The following is a 16,728-nucleotide window of genomic DNA, read 5'->3' as shown; positions in this document are numbered from 1 at the left end:
CGACCAGGAGAGACGGATTGCGGCACCCGGACATCCGGATGCCGAAGAACCTGTCAGTCGACGTAGAGCGAGCTGACCGACTCGCCAAAGGCGATGCGGTGGATGGTCTCGGCCAGCAGTTCGGCCACGCTCAGCTGGCGAATCTTGGGGCACGTGCGTGCCGCCGCGCTCAGCGGGATCGTGTCAGTGACCACCAGCTCGTCGAGCTGCGAATTGTTGATATTGTCCACCGCCGGGCCGGACAGCACCGGGTGGGTGATGTAGGCCACGACCTTGAGCGCACCACGCTGCTTGAGTGCAGCAGCAGCCGCGCACAGGGTGCCGGCGGTATCGACCAGGTCGTCCACCAGCACGCAGGTCTTGCCCTGCACGTCACCGATGATGTTCATCACCGTGGCGACGTTGGCGCGCGGGCGACGCTTGTCGATGATGGCCAGGTCCGCATCGTCCAGGCGCTTTGCGACTGCGCGCGCGCGCACCACACCGCCCACGTCCGGCGAGACCACAATCAGGTTGTCGGTGCCGTAGGCGCGCCAGATGTCGGCCAGCAACAGCGGCGAGGCGTACACGTTGTCGATCGGCACATCGAAGAAGCCCTGGATCTGGTCGGCATGCAGGTCGACCGTCAACACCCGGTCGGCCTCCATCGCGCAGATCATCTTGGCGGCGACCTTGGCGGTGATCGGCACGCGCGAGGAGCGCATGCGGCGATCCTGGCGCGAATACCCGAAATACGGGATCACTGCGGTGACGGACGCGGCGCTGGCGCGCTTGAGCGCGTCGATCAGCACCAGCAGTTCCATCAGGTTCTCGGCGCTGGGCGCGCAGGTCGGCTGGATGACGAACACTTCCTGCCGGCGCACGCTCTCTTCGATCTCGACCTGCACTTCGCCATCGGAGAAGCGCGTGACCAGCGCCTTGCCCATGCGCACGCCCAGCTCCTTGCAGATGCTTTGGGCAAGCGGTTTATTGGCATTGCCGGAGAACACCAGCAGATTACGTTGGTCTTGCATGAGATCTCTCGGGCGGCGGCAAAGAGCGTGCGGGTCGATGGCGGAGCGGGACAACGGCGCGCCAAGCCAGGCTTTTTTGGATCCGCACATGCTTTCCCTCACTCCCGCATAAGATGCGCGGGCGATTGCAGAGGGATCTGCAGGTACGGCGCGTGCAGAGGGATCTGCATCGATTCTCAACAACTGGCAGGGGCGGTAGGATTCGAACCTACGAATGCCAGGATCAAAACCTGGTGCCTTGGGCCTCTTGGCGACGCCCCTGCATCAAACCTGTATCGCGTCCAGTGCGTCGAGCAATGGCGAGTGCGCTGCACCCTCCACGACCCACGCCCGCAGGTTGCCCGGCAAATGCGCCATGGCCTGCTCTGCAGCAGCGCGCGTGGCGAATTCGACGAAACAACCGCTCCCCGACCCTGTCAAACGTGGCGTTCCGATCCTGGAAAGCGCCTGGAACACGGCCTCGATGGCAGGTTCCCGGCGCCGCAGGACCGGCTCGAACGCATTGTCGAGCAGAGAACCGGAAGCGAAGTCCGCTATTTTCGCGGGCGCAGCATCCCGCGTCAATTCCTGTGATTGAAACAGGACCGGCGTGGGCACGTGAATACCGGGGTCGACCAGCACGTAGGCCGCCTGCGGCAGGCTGATCGGGGTCAATTTTTCGCCCACACCTTCGGCCCAGGCGTTGTGCCCACGCACGAATACCGGCACATCGGCGCCGAGGCGCAGGCCCAGTTCGGCCAGGGTGTCGACCGGCAAGCCCAGGCCCCACAAGGCATTCAGGGCCACCAGCACGGTGGCGGCATCCGAGGAGCCGCCACCGAAGCCACCGCCGGCGGGGATGCGCTTGTCGACCCGCAACTCAGCCCCGAGCGCGGTGCCGGCATGAATTTGTAGCGCGCGCGCCGCACGCACCATGAGATCGTCGTCTTCGGCGACGCCCGGCAGGCTGGCGCCAATGCGCTGGATCTGGCCGTCGGTGCGCAAACGAACATGAACGGTGTCCCCCCAGTCGAGCAGGCGGAACACGGTCTGCAGCAGGTGATAGCCATCGGCGCGGCGCCCGACGATTTGCAGGAACAAGTTGAGCTTGGCCGGCGCAGGCCAGGCCGACCAGGCAGGGTTCGACGCAGACATCAGGGCGAGAGCGTCCATTGGTCGACCAGCAGGCGCACCTTGGCGTCGCCATTGCGCGCTTCGATCCGACGCGGCAGTTCGGGCTGGGCTGCGCTGGCGGGCGTCCATTCGAGGAAATCGATGGTCCAGCCGTCCTGCTGCACGGTGCGCGGCCGGCCGTGTTCGTCCAGGTCCACGCGCGCGGCGCCGGCGTCGGCGATGCGCAGGGCGCGTACCCAGTCGGGCATCTGATTGACCGGAATGGTCCAGCCAGTGGCCTCCAACAGCACCTGTTCGGCATCGGCGCCAGCGCGCGGCCCGCCGTCCAGGCCTTCCAGGCGACCTGCGCCCGTGGTGGTGTCGCCGGTCAGCACCCAGCTCTGCCGGGTCACCGGCGCACTCAATTGCACGTGGTAGCGCGGGCCATCCTGCTGCCAGTCGAGACGGCCACTGCCGCCATCGCGGCCCTTGCTGATCGCCACCCGGCCCTGGAACGACCATGCCGGATGTGCCTGCAGCCAGGCCTGGCGAGCGGTTTCAGCCTGCTGTGCGGATTCGCTCACCTGCCCCACAACCGCCGGCGCGGCACCGCCCTGCCCGCGCGGCACGCTGACGCACCCCGACAGGCCGGCCAGCGCCAGCCCGGTGAGGGCCAGCGTCCTGATCACCTGACTCATAGACCGAACTTCTCCACCGCACGCTGCAGCGCACGGTTGTCCGGGTCGAGCCGGCGTGCTTCGTCGAAGTAACGCCGCGCTTCGTCCTGCTTGCCGCTGACCCACAGCACTTCACCCACGTGCGCGGCGATTTCCGGGTCCTTGACCAGGGCCCAGGCGCGACGCAGCTGCACCAGCGCTTCCTTGGTGCGGCCCATGCGGTAGAGCACCCAGCCGTAGCTGTCGACGATGGCCGGGTTGTCCGGCGCGGCCGTGCGCGCGCGATCGATCAGCGCCAGCGCTTCCTTGTAGCGGGTGGTGCGGTCGGCCAGGGTGTAGCCGAGCGCATTCAGGGCGGCGACGTTTTCCGGCTCGGCGACCAGGATCTTGCGCAGATCGGCCTCGGCACGCGGCACATCGTCACGGCGTTCCCAGGCCAGGCCACGCGCGTACAGCAACGCGCCGTCGTCCGGGTAGGCCGCCAGCCCGCGGGCAAAGGCGTCCAGTTCGCCCGGTGCATCGTTGGCGCGCTGGTGCAGCTCGGCCTCCAGCACGTAGGCGTCGCGACGGGCGTCGTCGTCGGCACTGGCATCGCCCTGCAAGGCACGGGCTTCCTTGAGCGCTTCGGGTTTGCGGCCGAGTTCGTACAAGGCGCTGGCCGCGCGCAGGCGTGCCTCGCTCAGCTGCGGGCCACCCGGAACGCCGCGGTACCACTCCACTGCCTCGTCGTAGCGCTTGAGGAATTCGGCGATCTTGCCCAGCAACAGGCGGCGGTCCGGATCGGGCTTGGTCGCGTTGCCCTTGAGCTCGTCGTACAGCGCGGCCAGCGCGGTGTTGTCCTTCTCTTTGGCCAGCATCGAGGCACGCAGCCCGTAGGTCTGGGTGTCTTGCGGGCCGGTGGACAGCACCCGTGCCGCCGCTTCGGTCTGGCCCATCGCGTCATAGGCGAACGCCAGCGCGCCGCGCAGTTCGGAGTCCTTCACCGCCTGCGGCTCGACATTCTTCAGCAGCGCCAGCGCTTCGTCGTTCTTGCCTTCCTGCTGCAACTGGGTGGCGTGCAGCAAGGCAACGCGCGGTTCTTCGGGGAAGCGGCGCACCACTTCGTCGACGATGCGCTTGGCCAGCGCCGGGCGCTCCATCCGCAGCGCGAGCCGGCCGAACTCCTGCCAGGCCTCGATCTGATTGGGAATGGCGCCGGCCTTGACCAGGTCTTCGAGCACATCGGCTGAAGCGTCCGGCTCGCGTCCGCCGTTGGCCAGGGCGATCAGCGCGAAGCGCCAGCCGCGCGGGTCGGTCTCCTTGAGCAAGCCGAGCAGATCGCGGCGTGCGGTGCGCAGATCGTTGCGGCGCAAGGCCAACGAGGCTTCGGTGCTACGCATTGCCAGCGACGACGGCGCACGGGCACGCCACAGGGCCAGGGCCTCGATGGCGCGCGCGTCATCGTTGGCCAGCATGGCGATGCGGGCGGCCCGCTCGGCCAGCCCGGCATCGCCGGCTTCGGCCTTGGCGGCATCCAGGTAAGCGCGCGCTGCTTCGTCCAACTGCCCGGCCTGCAAGGCGAATTCGCCTGCCAGGACTGGCTCCAGCGAGGCGCTGCCGGCAGTGGCTGCCGGGGGGGCGGGCGGTGCTTTTTTCGGTGCTGCGATGGCGCTGGTCGACACTGTGGCCAGCAAAAGAACACTCAGGATGCGAATCGGTACAGGCATCGGGGGCAACCGGGCCGTAAAATGGGGCCCTGAATGGCCAGCAGCTTATCGCAAGCAACTGAACAATGACGTTGTGGGTGCTCGGACTGAATCACCAGACCGCACCCGTGGACCTGCGCGAACGCGCGGCGTTCGCGGGTGACGCGTTACCGCGCGCGCTCGATTCGTTGCGCATCCTGCCGCAGGTGCGCGAGGCCGCGCTGCTGTCCACCTGCAACCGCACCGAGCTGTATGCGATGGCCGACGACCCGCAGACGCTGGTGGCCTGGCTGGACATGCACGCGCCCGGGCTGAGCGGTTATCTGTACCAGCACCGCGATGCCGAGGCGGTGCGCCACCTGTTCCGCGTGGCCACCGGGCTGGACTCCATGGTGCTCGGCGAGCCGCAGATCCTGGGCCAGGTGAAGGACGCCTGGGCGGTGGCACGCGCGCACGGCGCGCTGGGCAGTGGCCTGGACCGGCTGTTCCAGCAGACCTTTTCGGTGGCCAAGCGCGCACGCACCGACACCCGCGTGGGCGCCAACCCGGTGTCGGTGGCATCCACCGCGGTGCGGCTGGCGCAGGAATCGTTCGCACGCCTGAATGAATCGACGGTGCTGCTGGTGGGCGCCGGCGAGACCATCGAACTGGCGGCCAAGCATCTGAGCGAAGGCCGCGTGCGGCGGCTGTTGATCGCCAATCGCACCCTGGCCCACGCACAGACGCTGGCGACCCAGCATGGCGGCGTGGCGCTGCCGCTAACCGAGCTGGATCGCCACCTGGCCGAGGCCGATGTGGTGTTTTCCGCCACCGCCGCGCGCGAGCCGGTGGTGACCCGGGTGCAGGTGGAACAGGCGCTGCGCACGCGCAAGCGCAAGCCGATGCTGCTGTTCGACCTGGCGGTGCCGCGCGATATCGAGGCCTCGGTGGCCGAGCTGAGCGACGCCTACCTGTACACGGTGGACGACCTGGAACGCGCGGTGGAAGACAACCGCCGCAGCCGCCGCGAGGCGGCCGACCAGGCCGAAGCCATCATCGACCTGCAGGTGGCGCGCTATGTGGAAACGCTGCAGGCCAATGAGCGCCAGGCGCCACTGAAACGGCTGCGTGCCTTCGGCGACAGCACCCGCGACGAACTGCTGGCCAAGGCGCGGCAGCAATTGAGCAACGGCAAGCCGGCCGATGAAGTGCTGGAACAGTTGGCGCATGCGCTGACCAACCGCCTGCTGCATCCGCCAACCGCCGCACTGCGCGATGCCGCGCTCAACAACGACCTCGACCTGACCAGCGCGGCCGACCGGCTATTCCCCGAGAAACCCGGTTACCGCCATCCCCCTGTAGCTACCCCGATCGTGAGGACTGATGACGCCAACCCTGCGCCGTAAGCTCGAAGCGCTGGCCGAGCGCCGCGAAGAACTGCAACACCTGCTCTCCGATCCGGAGGTGGTCAGCAACAACGACAAGTTCCGCAGCCTGTCGCGCGAACTGTCGCAGCTGGAACCGGTGGCGCTGGCCATGCAGGAAGAGGCGCGCGCCAAAGCCGATCTGAGCGCGGCAGAGGCGATGCGTAACGATCCGGAAATGCGCGAGCTGGCTGAGGAAGAAATCCTCGCCGCACAAGCGCGACTGGACGAACTGGACGCGCAACTGGCGCTGTTGCTGGTGCCGCGCGACCCGCGCGATGAAGGCAACCTGTTCCTGGAAGTGCGTGCCGGCACCGGCGGCGACGAAGCGGCGATTTTCGCCGGCGATCTGTTCCGCATGTACGCGCGCTACGCCGAGCGCCAGGGCTGGAAGGTGGAGATCGAATCCGACAGCCCCGGCGAGCACGGCGGCTACAAGGAAGTGGTGGCGCGGGTGGTCGGGCGCGGCGCGTATTCGCGGCTGAAATTCGAGTCCGGCACCCACCGCGTGCAACGCGTGCCGGCCACCGAATCGCAGGGCCGCATCCACACCTCGGCCGCGACCGTGGCGATCATCCCCGAAGCCGATGACGTGGAAGAGATCGTGATCAATCCGGCCGACCTGAAAGTGGATACGTTCCGCTCCTCCGGCGCCGGCGGGCAGCACGTCAACAAGACCGAATCGGCGATCCGCATCACCCACGTGCCCAGCGGCGTGGTGGTGGAATGCCAGACCGAGCGCAGCCAGCACGCCAATCGCGACAAGGCGATGAAGCGCCTGAAGGCGCAATTGGTGGAAGCAGAACGCAGCAAGGCCGCGGCGGCCGAAGCACAGACGCGCAAGTTGCAGGTAGGCAGCGGCGACCGCAGCCAACGCATCCGCACCTACAGCTTTCCGCAGGGCCGCATCACCGACCACCGCGTCGAAGGGCTGACCTTGTACGACCTGCCCAACATCATCGAAGGCGATCTGGATGCCTTGATCGCCCGCTTGCTGCACGAGCATCAGGCCGACGAACTGGCGCGACTGAGCGAGGGCACGTGACCGCCGACGGCCCGCGCGAGCTGTTGCAGCTGCGCGCGGCCGTGCGCCATCGCCCGCAGGATTTCGTGGCCTGGCTGATGCTGGCCGACGCGGAGCTGGGCATGGGCGACACAACTGCCGGCGAGATGGCGGTACAGCGCGGCCTCGCGCTGCACCCTGGCCATCCGGAGGCGGTGGCGCGGCTGGGCCGCGTACGCTGGACGCAACAGCGCCATGCCGAGGCCGCCGTCCTGCTGCAGCAAGCCTCCGATGCTGCTCCAGAACACCCCGGTATCGCGTTGTGGCTTGGGCATGCGCTGGAAGATGCCGGCCAGGCCGAAGCCGCTGCCGCCGCTTACACGCGTGCGCATCAGTTGTTGCCGGAGGAGCCGTACATCACCGCGCAACTGCTCAACTGGCGGCGCCGGCTGTGTGACTGGCGCGCGCTGGATGTGCTCTCCGCGCAGGTGCGCGCCGCCGTGGCGCAGGGCGTTGGCGCGGTGGAGCCGTTCGCGTTCCTCAGCGAAGATGCCAGCGCCGCCGAGCAACTGGCCTGTGCGCGCACGCGTGCGCAGGCGATCGCCGCCAGCGTGCGGCCGCTTGCGCCCACGCGCGTACGCAGCAAGGGCCCGCTGCGAGTGGGCTTCGTCTCCAATGGCTTTGGCGCGCATCCCACCGGCTTGCTGACCGTAGCCTTGTTCGAAGCGCTGCAGCGGCGCCAGCCGGACCTGCAGATGCATCTGTTTGCGACAAGCGGTGACGATGGCAGCACGCTGCGGACGCGGCTGGCGCAGGCCAGTACCTTGCACGACGTCACCGCACTCGGGCATCTGGCCACCGCAAAGCACATCCGCCACCACGGCATCGATCTGTTGTTCGACCTGCGTGGCTGGGGCGGCGGCGGGCGCCCGGAAGTGTTCGCGTTGCGCCCGGCACCGGTGCAGGTCAACTGGCTGGCGTATCCGGGCACCTCCGGCGCGCCGTGGATGGATTACGTGCTGGGCGATGCGTTCGCGCTGCCGCCTGCGTTGGAGCCGTTCTACAGCGAGCACGTGTTGCGCTTGCAAGGTGCATTTCAGCCGTCGGACACCTCGCGCGTAGTTGCCGAACCGCCTTCGCGTACGCAGTGCGGCTTGCCCGAGCAGGGCGTGGTGCTGTGCTGCTTCAACAACAGCTACAAACTCAACCCGCAAAGCATGGCGCGCATGCTGGCCGTGCTGCGCGAAGTGCCCGACAGCGTGCTGTGGTTGTTGTCCGGGCCGGGCGAGGCCGATGCGCGTCTGCGTGCATTCGCACACGCGCAAGGCGTTGACGCGCAGCGCCTGGTGTTCATGCCGAAGTTGCCGCATCCGCAGTACCTGGCGCGCTACCGGCATGCGGACCTGTTTCTGGATACGCATCCGTACAACGCGCATACCACCGCATCGGACGCGCTATGGACGGGATGCCCGGTATTGACGACGCCTGGGGAGACGTTTGCTGCGCGGGTCGCTGGCAGCTTGAATCATCATCTTGGGTTGGATGAGATGAATGTGGCGGACGACGCCGCGTTTGTTGCCAAGGCGGTGGCGTTGGCGAGTGATCCGGCGGCGCTGACGGCGTTGCATGCGCGGGTGGATGTGCTGCGCCGTGCGTCCGGGGTGTTTCATATGGACGGGTTTGCGGATGATTTTGGTGCGTTGTTGCAGGCACTCGCGCGGCGTCATGGTTGGTTGGGAATTTAGCGCGGACTTTTTGCGTTCAAAATAGATGGCTGTCTTCCGCCGTACCCTCACCCCCAACCCCCGCTCCACGCCCCGGCCCGCGCTTGCGACGCGGGCGCTCCAAGGCACGCGCGCGCATGGCGCGCACGCTGTGCCTGCTCGCCCCAACGGGAGAGGGGCTCCAGACAACTTCCTCACTATCGCGTTCAAACTCCTCGAAGTCACCGTAATGAAGTGCCGAGGCGGCAGCGTGGCCGGGGATTGGCGGAGAGCCGCACAGGGATGTGCCGCGGCGGCGAGTCAGACAGGATGTCTGCCGAGCCGAGGAGCCGATCCCCGGCCGCGCTGCCGCCCCCTCACCGAAGCTAGCGTCTTGCTTCGCCGTACCCTCACCCCAACCCCTCTCCCGGAGGGAGAGGGGCGTCCAACCTTGCGGCGTGGGCGCTCGGCGGCACGCGCGCCCATGGCGCGCAAGCTGTGCCTTCTCGCCCCCAGGGAGAGCGGCTTATCGATTTGCCACGAACTGTCAGTTGCTAATTGCCAGTATCAGCGGACCCTCGACTGCGACTGACGTTGTGCGGCTTCACGCCGTGGTGCTGTACCCGGCCGTCCAGGCTCGCTAGGCTGGCGTCATGCCTTCCAATCTCGAATTCATTCCCTTGCACCTGTGCGTACTGACGGTGTCCGACAGCCGCACCCTGGCCGATGACCGCTCCGGCGATTATCTGGTCGACGCGCTCACCCACGAGGGCCACGTGCTGCATGCGCGTGCGTTGTGCCCGGACGATCGCTATCGCATGCGTGCAATTGTCTCCGCCTGGATCGCCGATGCGCAGGTGGACGGCATCCTGGTGACCGGTGGCACCGGCTTCACCGGGCGCGATTCCACGCCCGAGGCGATCACCCCGCTGCTGGACAAGCTGATGCCGGGCTTTGGCGAGATGTTCCGCGCCATCAGTGTTGCGGAAATCGGCACCTCGTCGCTGCAGTCACGCGCGTTTGCCGGCCTGGCCAACCACAGCTTCGTGTTCTGCCTGCCCGGTTCCACTTCGGCCTGCCGCACCGCGTGGGAAAAGATCGTGCGTGCGCAGCTGGATGCGCGCACCAAGCCCTGCAACCTGGCGACACTGCGTCCACGGCTGAGCGAATAGCCTGCGCGCTCCATCGCTGGCGGAACGCGCATGTCGCACCTCAAACGCAAGGCCTACAAGAAACTGCTGGAACCGCTGCAGCTGGAACTGGTCGGCATGGCACGCTGGCTGCAGCACACCAACCAGCGCGCGCTGGTGCTGGTGGAAGGCCGCGACACCGCCGGCAAGGGTGGCGTGATTCAAACCATCGCCAGCCATCTCAATCCGCGCCAATGCCGCGTGGTGGCGTTGCCCAAGCCCAGCGATCGCGAAAGCACGCAGTGGTATTTCCAGCGTTACGTGACGCATCTGCCGGCGGCCGGCGAGTTGGTGCTGATGGATCGCAGCTGGTACAACCGCGCCGGCGTGGAGCGCGTGATGGGCTATTGCACCGACGCGCAGTACCAGGCGTTTCTGGAGCAGGCACCGCGCTTCGAACAATTGCTGGTCGACGACGGCATCCTGCTGTTCAAGTACTGGCTGTGCGTGGATCAGGCCGAGCAGGAAGAACGCTTTGCCGAGCGCCACGCAGATCCGCTCAAGGGCTGGAAACTGTCGCCGGTGGACCTGCAATCACGCGCCAAGTACGACGACTACACCGCCGCGCGCGAACGCATGCTGCAGGCCACCCACACTGCGCAAGCGCCGTGGACGCTGGTGGATTTCAATGACCAGAAGCGCGGGCGGCTGAGCCTGATCCGTGATCTGCTGGACCGGCTGCCGGATACCTCGGTGCCGCAGGAGCTGCTGCCGCTGCCGCCACTGGACGGCAAGCTGCACAAGGAGCATTACGGCGTGCTGACCCCGATCGACGATTACGCCGGCCAGTCCTGAGAGACTTCATCGCTGGCGGCAGTGGCGCGCGGCAGCGGATGCACGCCCGCCTGGCCTTCGACCTGCTCGGCCTGCACCACCAACTGGCTCAGGCGCTGGGCGAACAACTGCATGAAACCGCGGTGCAGCGGGCGCATGGCCTCAATGTAGTCGACATCGTCGGTCTGCGGCCCGAGCGGGCTGCAGGACGCCAACAGCACTTCGTCCAGGCGCAGCGCGGTGTCGGGCAGGCGCACGGTGGCCGCGCGGCGTAGCCAGTCACGCATGCCCTGGCGGTATTCGGCGGCCAGGATGTAGGCCACTTCCACCTGGTCCAGGTCCACGTCCGGGTTCCAGGCGAGCACCTGGATCACCTGCGAGCGCTCGTCCAGCACGCGGCTTTCGGCGATCAGGGCGTGTAACTGCTGCAACAGCTGCCATTGCGCGAGCGCACCGTCGCGCTGCGGCGAGGGCATCGCCTCGATGGCCAGCACTAGGCGGCGGGCGAACAGGGCCGGCACGTCGGCCAGCACCAGCGGGCCGGCGTCGGCGCCCAGCAACAGGCGTTCGGTCCGCAGCGCGGCGGTGTCGGGCAGATAGCCGTCCTGCAGCGGGCGCATCACGCCGTGATCGAGCAGCGACAGCACCACATCCAGCCAATAACGGCGTTCCTGCTGCTGCGCGCGGTTGGCGCTGGCGTTTTGCCAGGCGGGACGCAGCTCGTCCAGGCGCGCGATGCAGGCCTGGCTGTCCAGCGCATCCCACGGCGCGCGGGTGGCGTCGTTCGGATCGAAGGCGTCGACGTTGAGCATGCCGCCGCCGAAGCGGTGCCAGGCGGCGCCACGCAGCGCGTTGGCCGGATCAGGCTTGGCCGGGGCGAGCGGTGCTGCCGTGGCCGGCCGCAACAGCGCGGCGTAGGCATCGGCCCAGGAATCGGGAAGACGGGCAGACAACGGATAGCTGGCCGACGGCTCGCCCAGGCCGCGCCGCGCCAGGCGCAGGCTCCACAGCACCGCACCCAGCACGATGCCCGCGAAGACCCAGGCCAGCAGCCAGCTGGCGGCGGCCTGCTCGGCGCGCAACACCCGCGTGGCCGGGTGCATGAACAACAGCCAGCCGCTGCCCAGCAGCGCGCCCAGATACAGCCACGGCGCCAGCTGCGCCGATGCACTGCGAGGTTCGGGCAGGTCGCGCCCACTGTTCTGGTCTTGAGATGGAGCTGCCATACATTTCCCCTGCACGCCTGATCGCGTGGACATCCAGGTTATCGGCGAGGAAACGCAAGTCTGTTGCCCTGCTCAGGCAACTTTTGGCTAGCCGGTTACAAATGCTTCAGTCGTCGGAATCGCGCATGGCGTACGCGTGACAGACGCGACCTTGCTCGCTGGCGAGCCCTGCCAGAGCCAGTGTTCAAGTGCCTCCAGTGCTGCAGCGGAACCGGCGGCGACAACCTCCACGCTGCCGTCCGCCTGGTTGCGCGCATGTCCGCGCAGTTGCAGCGCCAGCGCCCGCTCGCGCGTGGAGGCGCGGAAGAACACGCCCTGCACGACGCCGGTGAAGATGAAGCGTGCCGCCTGCATCAGCCGGCCTTGCCGGTGATGCCCACTGCGGTCTCGATGTCGCGCGCGGTGACCGGGCCGAGGAACTGCTTGGCCACCTTGCCATCGGGGCCGATCAGGTAGGTCATCGGCAGCCCGCGCGGGGTGGCGAAGTCCTGCGGCGGCTGATACGGGTCCAGGATGGCCACCGGATACGACACCGGGTGATCCTTGAGGAAGGACTGCATGTCGGCGGTGGTGATGTCCTCGTAGGCCAGGCCGACCACTTCGATGGAGTCGCGCATGGTGTGCAGCGCCGACAGCTCGGGCATCTCCTTCAGGCACGGCGCACACCAGGTGGCCCAGAAGTTCACCACCACCCACTTGCCGCGGTGCGCAGCCAGGTCGTAGGTCTCGCCGGACACGGTGGGCAGCGACAGGGTCGGCATCTCGGCAGTTTTCTGCACCACCGAACTAGTGGTGGACACAGCGGCCGGGTCAGTGCCGGCCGGCGGGGTCGCCGGCGCCTGGTTGGCGGGCGTGGGTGCCGGTGACGCCGTGGTCGATGTGCCCTCGCCGGTGGGCTTGCAGGCGGTGAGCAGGACCAACGGCAACAGCAGCGCGCAGGCGCCGCGCATCAACGAACGCAGGGTCATGGAGGATCTCCCGGAAGGTGGGTATAGAGGTCGCCGACCGGCTGCGCCAGCACGCTGCGCAGCGGTTGACGCAATTGTTCCAGCGCGGCCGCGGCGGCCTGGCCATAGGGGTCGTCGCGGCACGGCAAGGGACGGTCTTCGACCGGCACCCGCAGCTGGCAGCTTTCGTACAGCTCGGCCAGCGGCACCACGTCCAGATCGCGCGCCAGCAGCCAGTTGCCGCGCTCGTCACGGCGCAGCAGGCGGATACGTTTGAGCTCGCACAGCAGCTCCTGCATCAAGGTGTCGGTGAGCATGGGCTCCAGCGCCAGGATGCGGTCTTCGTCCAGCCCGTTGCCGTGCAGGCGGGCCTGGCGGAAGCGCCCGAGCAGGCGCAGCAGGCCGTAGATCTCGAACCCCGGCGGCAGCCGCATGGCCTCGGGCTGGTAGCGGAACGCCGACATCGACGACGCCAGCGAGGCACCCAGCAACACCGACACCCAGCTCAGGTAGATCCACAGCAGCAGGATCGGCAGCGCCGACAATGCGCCATAGATGCGTTGATAGGTCTGGAAATTGCCCAGGTAAAAGCCAAAGCCCCACTTGACGATTTCCATCAGGATCACCGCCAGCAGCGCGCCCGGCAGGGCATGCCGCAGCCGCACCGCATGTTGCGGCACCACGCGGTAGATCAGCACGATGCAGACGAACTCCACCGCCATCGGTGCCAGCCGCCAGGCGAATTCGGCCAGCCATTGGCCTTCGGTGGTGCGGAACAGCGGCAGCGCGAACACATACGCAGCCATGGCCATCGACGCGGCCGCCAGCATCGTGCCCAGCGTCAGCACCGTCCAATAGATCAGAAAGCGCGTCACCTTGGGCCGGGCCGCGGCCACGCGCCAGATGCTGTTGAAGGTCTGCTCGATGCTGTGCAGGGTGATCAGCAACGAGGCCACCAGCGCCACCATGCCGGCCACGGTGAACTTGCCCAGATCCTCGAGCGACCGGTTGAGGTAGTTCTGCACCGAGCGCGCCGCGCCTGGCACAAAGTTATTGAAGATGAAGTCGGTGAGCGCGTCCTTCCACTCGTTGAACGCCGGAAACGCCGACAACACGCCGAACACCACGATCGCCAGCGGCACCAGCGCAAACACCGTGGTGTAGGCCAGCGACGCGGCGGCCTGGAACAGCCGGTCGTCCAGGAAACGGCGCCACAGAAAACGCCCGAAGCTGGCCGTGCGTGCACGGTCCCGCAGGCGTTCCTTCCACTGATGCATGGTGTTCACACGCGACATCGGGCAAGGGTAACCGAAGCGTCGTCATCGCGGCCTTGCCGCACCTGCGGCGTGCAGCCAGGCCACGCCATCGCCGATACTGCGGCCACCTCACACAGGCGGCAGATGCGCGATGACGGAAATTCTGGTGCTGTACTACAGCCGTGGCGGTTCGGTGGCGCGGCTGGCGCGGCAGATCGCGCGCGGCATTGGCGAAGTGCCCGGCATGAGCGCGCGGCTGCGCACGGTCCCGCCGGTGGCGGCGGTCACCCAGACCAGCGCCCCGCCGGTACCCGACGAAGGCGCCCCGTATGTGGACGCTGCAGATCTGGCCGAATGCGCCGGCGTGCTGCTCGGCAGCCCGACGCGCTTCGGCAACATGGCCGCGCCGATGAAGCACTTCCTCGACAGCCTGGGCGCCGAATGGGCCAACGGCACCCTGGCCGGCAAACCGGCGGCGGTGTTCACTTCCACTGCCTCGATGCACGGCGGCCAGGAATCCACGCTGCTGTCGATGCACCTGCCGCTGCTGCACCACGGCTGCCTGATCGTCGGCATCCCGTTTACCGAAACAGCCCTCAGCCACACCACCAGCGGCGGCACGCCCTATGGCGCCAGCCATGTCTCCGGTGCGGGTGGCGACCCGCAGCCCAGCGACGAGGAAGCTGTGCTGGCACGCGCCCTGGGCCGGCGCGTCGCCGATATCGCCCGGCGGCTGGTAACCCCGTGAGCCGGCGCGCCGCGCACTGGCTGCTCACCGCCGCCTTGCTGGCCCTGTCAGCATTGTTCGTGGCGTGGTTTCACGATGACCGCCATCGCGTCGCCGCGTTACTGGTGTTCGCGCTGCCGCCGCTGCTGATGGCCATGGGCGCCGTGCGCAGCGCGCGTGCGCGCTTCTGGGCCGGCGTGTTTGCGCTGGGCTGGTTCAGCCACGGCATCATGGCCGCCTGGAGCGCGCCCGGCGTGCGTGGGCTGGCCTGGCTGGAATTGCTGCTGGCCCTGCTGGTGGTGGCGCTGGTCAGCGGCCATGGCGTGGCCGCGCGGTTCGGCAAGCGCCGCGCTCCTCGCTAACGCGGGTTGCGCAGGCGGCCAGTGGGGCGGACGAACTGCCCGCCCCACTGGCCGTGGACTCACACCGTCACGGCGAGGTCATTGCCGTGGGCAGCGCACTCAATTGCCTGCCACCTTCACCGCAGCACCCGCCTGTCACTGCCCCACCAGCGTGGCGATGCTCTGCGGGTCGATATACAGCGAGGTCTTGCCGCCGCTCACCGTGTACGCACCGGCATAGCCGGCGTTGAGGCTGGATGAGGTGGTGTATTTGACGAACTGCGTGGCCGCGCCGGCCGGCACGGTCAGATCCAGCCGCTGGTGGGCGGTGCCGGTGTTGACCGCCACCACCACGATCTTGTTGTCCGGCGTGCGGTACGCCGTGGTGGACACGTCCGCATACGGGTGCTCGGTGGCACCGATCCGGACCGACCCTGGCCGCACGAACCGCGCGAACTGCGACATCACATACCCGCGCTTGCTGACCGAACCACCTTCGCTGATCAACCCGTAGCTGCGGCGGATGTACCACCAGATGTAGGCGTTGTAGTTGGCGACCATGCTCTGATGCAGCTCGCTCGCAACGCCCAATGCCGACGGCCACGCATTGCCATCGCTGGTGTCGGTGTAGTGCTCGGTCATCCAGACCTGCTTGCCCTTGCTGCGCGCCAGTGCGTAGTCCTTTGGCTGCGCGCCGTACAGATGCCCGGCAACGATGGACGTGGCCTGGCTGGCCTTGGCGTTGTTGAGCACCGGGTCGGTGATGGAAAAGGTGAAGCCAACCGATTCGCCCACGATCACCTTCAATGCGCCGAACTTCCCACCTTCCGCGTTGAGATAGTTGACGAAGTCGCTGCCATTCCAGTCTGCGGATTCATAGTCTGGATGCCAATCCGGCTCGTTCTGCAGCGAGATCGCGTACAGCGGCGCATTGCGCGCCGAGAGGTAGTTGGCGAAATCCAGCAGATGCGTGGTGTAGGCGGCGTACGAGGTGGACAACAACTTGCCGCCCTTGACCAGGCTTTTGTTGGACTTCATGTACGCCGGCGGCGACCACGGCGTGGCGAACAATATGCCACCCAGCGCGCGCACGCGCGCGGCGGTGGGAACCTGCAGGCTCCAGCCACTGCTGGAGGGGTCGATGCGCATGCGCAGGATCGACAGGCCGATCTGTCCGTTGCCGCTGCCATAGGCAAGATCCACCTGCGCGGGGGTCAGATTGTTGATCCATCCCGCACCATTCATCCCGCCGAATCCGCGCACCGTCTGGTACGTCTGGTTCGGGTTGACCGTGACGGTTTGCGCAGCGGCAGTGGCGGTAAGGCACAACCCGATCAACGGCACTACGGCACGCAGCAACACGGAAGGCTTCATGCTTCATCTCAAGAATTGAACGAAGGCGCCAACCCAACGCATCGACGACCGTGCGCGCACAGGCAGCCGTTGCACAGCGCGTTGGCATTGCTGCCTCGCAAGGCCGCGCAACAAAGCGATCGCGACCAGTGAAACGGCGTGTGGAGTGTGCGCGTGGCCGATGACACTTAATGGGCATGGCATCCCAGAACGCGGCACTGTCATGCAGTGGAAGGATGGCGCAGGAAAGCGTGCGTGCGGTGACGCACGCGCCCGCGTCACCGCCGCGGCAGTGCACCACGCCTCACGCTGCCGCGCCCTACATCGGAATGCGCCCT

The 16,728-nt window shown here is 67.4% G+C and carries 16 protein-coding genes and 1 tRNA gene; 7 read left to right on the top strand and 10 right to left on the bottom strand.

Translation table 11 applies throughout. The features are described 5' to 3' along the window. Positions 1 to 53: 53 nt before the first annotated feature. From XCC_RS04525 to XCC_RS04505, 5 genes are all read right to left on the bottom strand, one after another. Positions 54 to 1,013 carry a ribose-phosphate diphosphokinase gene (locus XCC_RS04525; RefSeq protein WP_011036108.1) on the bottom strand — a complete coding sequence of 320 codons (960 nt, stop codon included), beginning with the start codon at positions 1,011 to 1,013 and terminating at the stop codon, positions 54 to 56. A 184-nt stretch (positions 1,014 to 1,197) separates the two neighbouring features. Next, positions 1,198 to 1,274: transfer RNA gene (locus XCC_RS04520), tRNA-Gln, on the bottom strand. Positions 1,275 to 1,277: 3 nt separating this feature from the next. After that, on the bottom strand, positions 1,278 to 2,165 hold the full coding sequence (gene ispE / locus XCC_RS04515) for a 4-(cytidine 5'-diphospho)-2-C-methyl-D-erythritol kinase (protein WP_011036107.1): 888 nt from the start codon (positions 2,163 to 2,165) through the stop codon (positions 1,278 to 1,280). Beyond that, the gene (gene lolB / locus XCC_RS04510; RefSeq protein WP_011036106.1) at positions 2,147 to 2,803 is read right to left on the bottom strand and encodes a lipoprotein insertase outer membrane protein LolB; all 657 of its coding nucleotides are present in this window, start codon (positions 2,801 to 2,803) and stop codon (positions 2,147 to 2,149) included. Before lolB ends, ispE begins: the two co-directional genes overlap by 19 nt. Beyond that, on the bottom strand, positions 2,800 to 4,488 hold the full coding sequence (locus XCC_RS04505) for a tetratricopeptide repeat protein (RefSeq protein ID WP_011036105.1): 1,689 nt from the start codon (positions 4,486 to 4,488) through the stop codon (positions 2,800 to 2,802). The genes lolB and XCC_RS04505 overlap by 4 nt, the downstream gene beginning before the upstream one ends. A 65-nt stretch (positions 4,489 to 4,553) precedes the next feature. Between XCC_RS04505 and hemA the strand changes: the two genes are divergently transcribed. The 5 genes from hemA to ppk2 all read left to right on the top strand — a co-directional run bounded on the left by hemA (position 4,554) and on the right by ppk2 (position 10,561). Beyond that, positions 4,554 to 5,852 carry a glutamyl-tRNA reductase gene (hemA, locus tag XCC_RS04500; protein WP_011036104.1) on the top strand — a complete coding sequence of 433 codons (1,299 nt, stop codon included), beginning with the start codon at positions 4,554 to 4,556 and terminating at the stop codon, positions 5,850 to 5,852. Continuing rightward, positions 5,830 to 6,915: a peptide chain release factor 1 gene (gene prfA / locus XCC_RS04495; RefSeq protein ID WP_011036103.1), complete on the top strand. Its 1,086-nt coding sequence runs from the start codon at positions 5,830 to 5,832 to the stop codon at positions 6,913 to 6,915. Before hemA ends, prfA begins: the two co-directional genes overlap by 23 nt. Continuing rightward, positions 6,912 to 8,618 carry a tetratricopeptide repeat protein gene (locus tag XCC_RS04490; protein WP_011036102.1) on the top strand — a complete coding sequence of 569 codons (1,707 nt, stop codon included), beginning with the start codon at positions 6,912 to 6,914 and terminating at the stop codon, positions 8,616 to 8,618. Before prfA ends, XCC_RS04490 begins: the two co-directional genes overlap by 4 nt. A 611-nt stretch (positions 8,619 to 9,229) precedes the next feature. Further along, complete coding sequence (gene moaB, locus XCC_RS04485; protein WP_011036101.1) at positions 9,230 to 9,748, top strand: molybdenum cofactor biosynthesis protein B; 519 nt, start codon at positions 9,230 to 9,232, stop codon at positions 9,746 to 9,748. A 30-nt stretch (positions 9,749 to 9,778) separates the two neighbouring features. Then, the gene (gene ppk2 / locus XCC_RS04480) at positions 9,779 to 10,561 is read left to right on the top strand and encodes a polyphosphate kinase 2 (RefSeq protein WP_011036100.1); all 783 of its coding nucleotides are present in this window, start codon (positions 9,779 to 9,781) and stop codon (positions 10,559 to 10,561) included. Here the strand turns inward: ppk2 and XCC_RS04475 are convergent. The 4 genes from XCC_RS04475 to XCC_RS04460 form a co-directional block, all read right to left on the bottom strand. After that, entirely contained in the window at positions 10,543 to 11,766 is a 1,224-nt protein-coding gene (locus XCC_RS04475; RefSeq protein ID WP_011036099.1) for a hypothetical protein, read from the bottom strand. The two genes, ppk2 and XCC_RS04475, sit on opposite strands and share 19 nt — an antisense overlap. Before the next feature lie 87 nt (positions 11,767 to 11,853). Beyond that, positions 11,854 to 12,120 (bottom strand): acylphosphatase, encoded by a 267-nt coding sequence (locus XCC_RS04470; protein WP_011036098.1) that lies wholly within the window; start codon positions 12,118 to 12,120, stop codon positions 11,854 to 11,856. After that, entirely contained in the window at positions 12,120 to 12,734 is a 615-nt protein-coding gene (locus tag XCC_RS04465; protein WP_011036097.1) for a TlpA family protein disulfide reductase, read from the bottom strand. Before XCC_RS04465 ends, XCC_RS04470 begins: the two co-directional genes overlap by 1 nt. Then, the gene (locus XCC_RS04460) at positions 12,731 to 14,008 is read right to left on the bottom strand and encodes a YihY family inner membrane protein (protein WP_011036096.1); all 1,278 of its coding nucleotides are present in this window, start codon (positions 14,006 to 14,008) and stop codon (positions 12,731 to 12,733) included. Before XCC_RS04460 ends, XCC_RS04465 begins: the two co-directional genes overlap by 4 nt. Before the next feature lie 112 nt (positions 14,009 to 14,120). Between XCC_RS04460 and wrbA the strand changes: the two genes are divergently transcribed. Then, positions 14,121 to 14,717 carry an NAD(P)H:quinone oxidoreductase gene (gene wrbA / locus XCC_RS04455; protein ID WP_011036095.1) on the top strand — a complete coding sequence of 199 codons (597 nt, stop codon included), beginning with the start codon at positions 14,121 to 14,123 and terminating at the stop codon, positions 14,715 to 14,717. Beyond that, positions 14,714 to 15,058 (top strand): DUF2069 domain-containing protein, encoded by a 345-nt coding sequence (locus tag XCC_RS04450; protein WP_011036094.1) that lies wholly within the window; start codon positions 14,714 to 14,716, stop codon positions 15,056 to 15,058. The genes wrbA and XCC_RS04450 overlap by 4 nt, the downstream gene beginning before the upstream one ends. 135 nt (positions 15,059 to 15,193) lie before the next feature. Here XCC_RS04450 and XCC_RS04445 read toward each other — a convergent pair whose 3' ends face one another. Then, a complete protein-coding gene (locus XCC_RS04445; protein ID WP_011036093.1) occupies positions 15,194 to 16,411 on the bottom strand; it encodes a glycoside hydrolase family 30 beta sandwich domain-containing protein in 1,218 nt (405 codons plus the stop codon). Between the last annotated feature and the right edge of the window lie 317 nt (positions 16,412 to 16,728).

This window comes from Xanthomonas campestris pv. campestris str. ATCC 33913, from assembly GCF_000007145.1.
GTDB classification, from domain to species: domain Bacteria; phylum Pseudomonadota; class Gammaproteobacteria; order Xanthomonadales; family Xanthomonadaceae; genus Xanthomonas; species Xanthomonas campestris.
This window is presented reverse-complemented; position numbering and strand designations above follow the sequence as displayed.

Bases quoted from the DNA above. Each gene is read 5' to 3' on its own strand.
- XCC_RS04465 (WP_011036097.1), bottom strand. From the start codon at position 12,734: ATGACCCTGCGTTCGTTGATGCGCGGCGCCTGCGCGCTGCTGTTGCCG.
- XCC_RS04505 (WP_011036105.1), bottom strand. From the start codon at position 4,488: ATGCCTGTACCGATTCGCATCCTGAGTGTTCTTTTGCTGGCCACAGTG.
- ispE (WP_011036107.1), bottom strand. From the start codon at position 2,165: ATGGACGCTCTCGCCCTGATGTCTGCGTCGAACCCTGCCTGGTCGGCC.
- prfA (WP_011036103.1), top strand. From the start codon at position 5,830: ATGACGCCAACCCTGCGCCGTAAGCTCGAAGCGCTGGCCGAGCGCCGC.
- XCC_RS04445 (WP_011036093.1), bottom strand. From the start codon at position 16,411: ATGAAGCCTTCCGTGTTGCTGCGTGCCGTAGTGCCGTTGATCGGGTTG.
- hemA (WP_011036104.1), top strand. From the start codon at position 4,554: ATGACGTTGTGGGTGCTCGGACTGAATCACCAGACCGCACCCGTGGAC.
- moaB (WP_011036101.1), top strand. From the start codon at position 9,230: ATGCCTTCCAATCTCGAATTCATTCCCTTGCACCTGTGCGTACTGACG.
- XCC_RS04470 (WP_011036098.1), bottom strand. From the start codon at position 12,120: ATGCAGGCGGCACGCTTCATCTTCACCGGCGTCGTGCAGGGCGTGTTC.
- XCC_RS04525 (WP_011036108.1), bottom strand. From the start codon at position 1,013: ATGCAAGACCAACGTAATCTGCTGGTGTTCTCCGGCAATGCCAATAAA.
- lolB (WP_011036106.1), bottom strand. From the start codon at position 2,803: ATGAGTCAGGTGATCAGGACGCTGGCCCTCACCGGGCTGGCGCTGGCC.
- ppk2 (WP_011036100.1), top strand. From the start codon at position 9,779: ATGTCGCACCTCAAACGCAAGGCCTACAAGAAACTGCTGGAACCGCTG.
- XCC_RS04460 (WP_011036096.1), bottom strand. From the start codon at position 14,008: ATGTCGCGTGTGAACACCATGCATCAGTGGAAGGAACGCCTGCGGGAC.
- wrbA (WP_011036095.1), top strand. From the start codon at position 14,121: ATGACGGAAATTCTGGTGCTGTACTACAGCCGTGGCGGTTCGGTGGCG.
- XCC_RS04475 (WP_011036099.1), bottom strand. From the start codon at position 11,766: ATGGCAGCTCCATCTCAAGACCAGAACAGTGGGCGCGACCTGCCCGAA.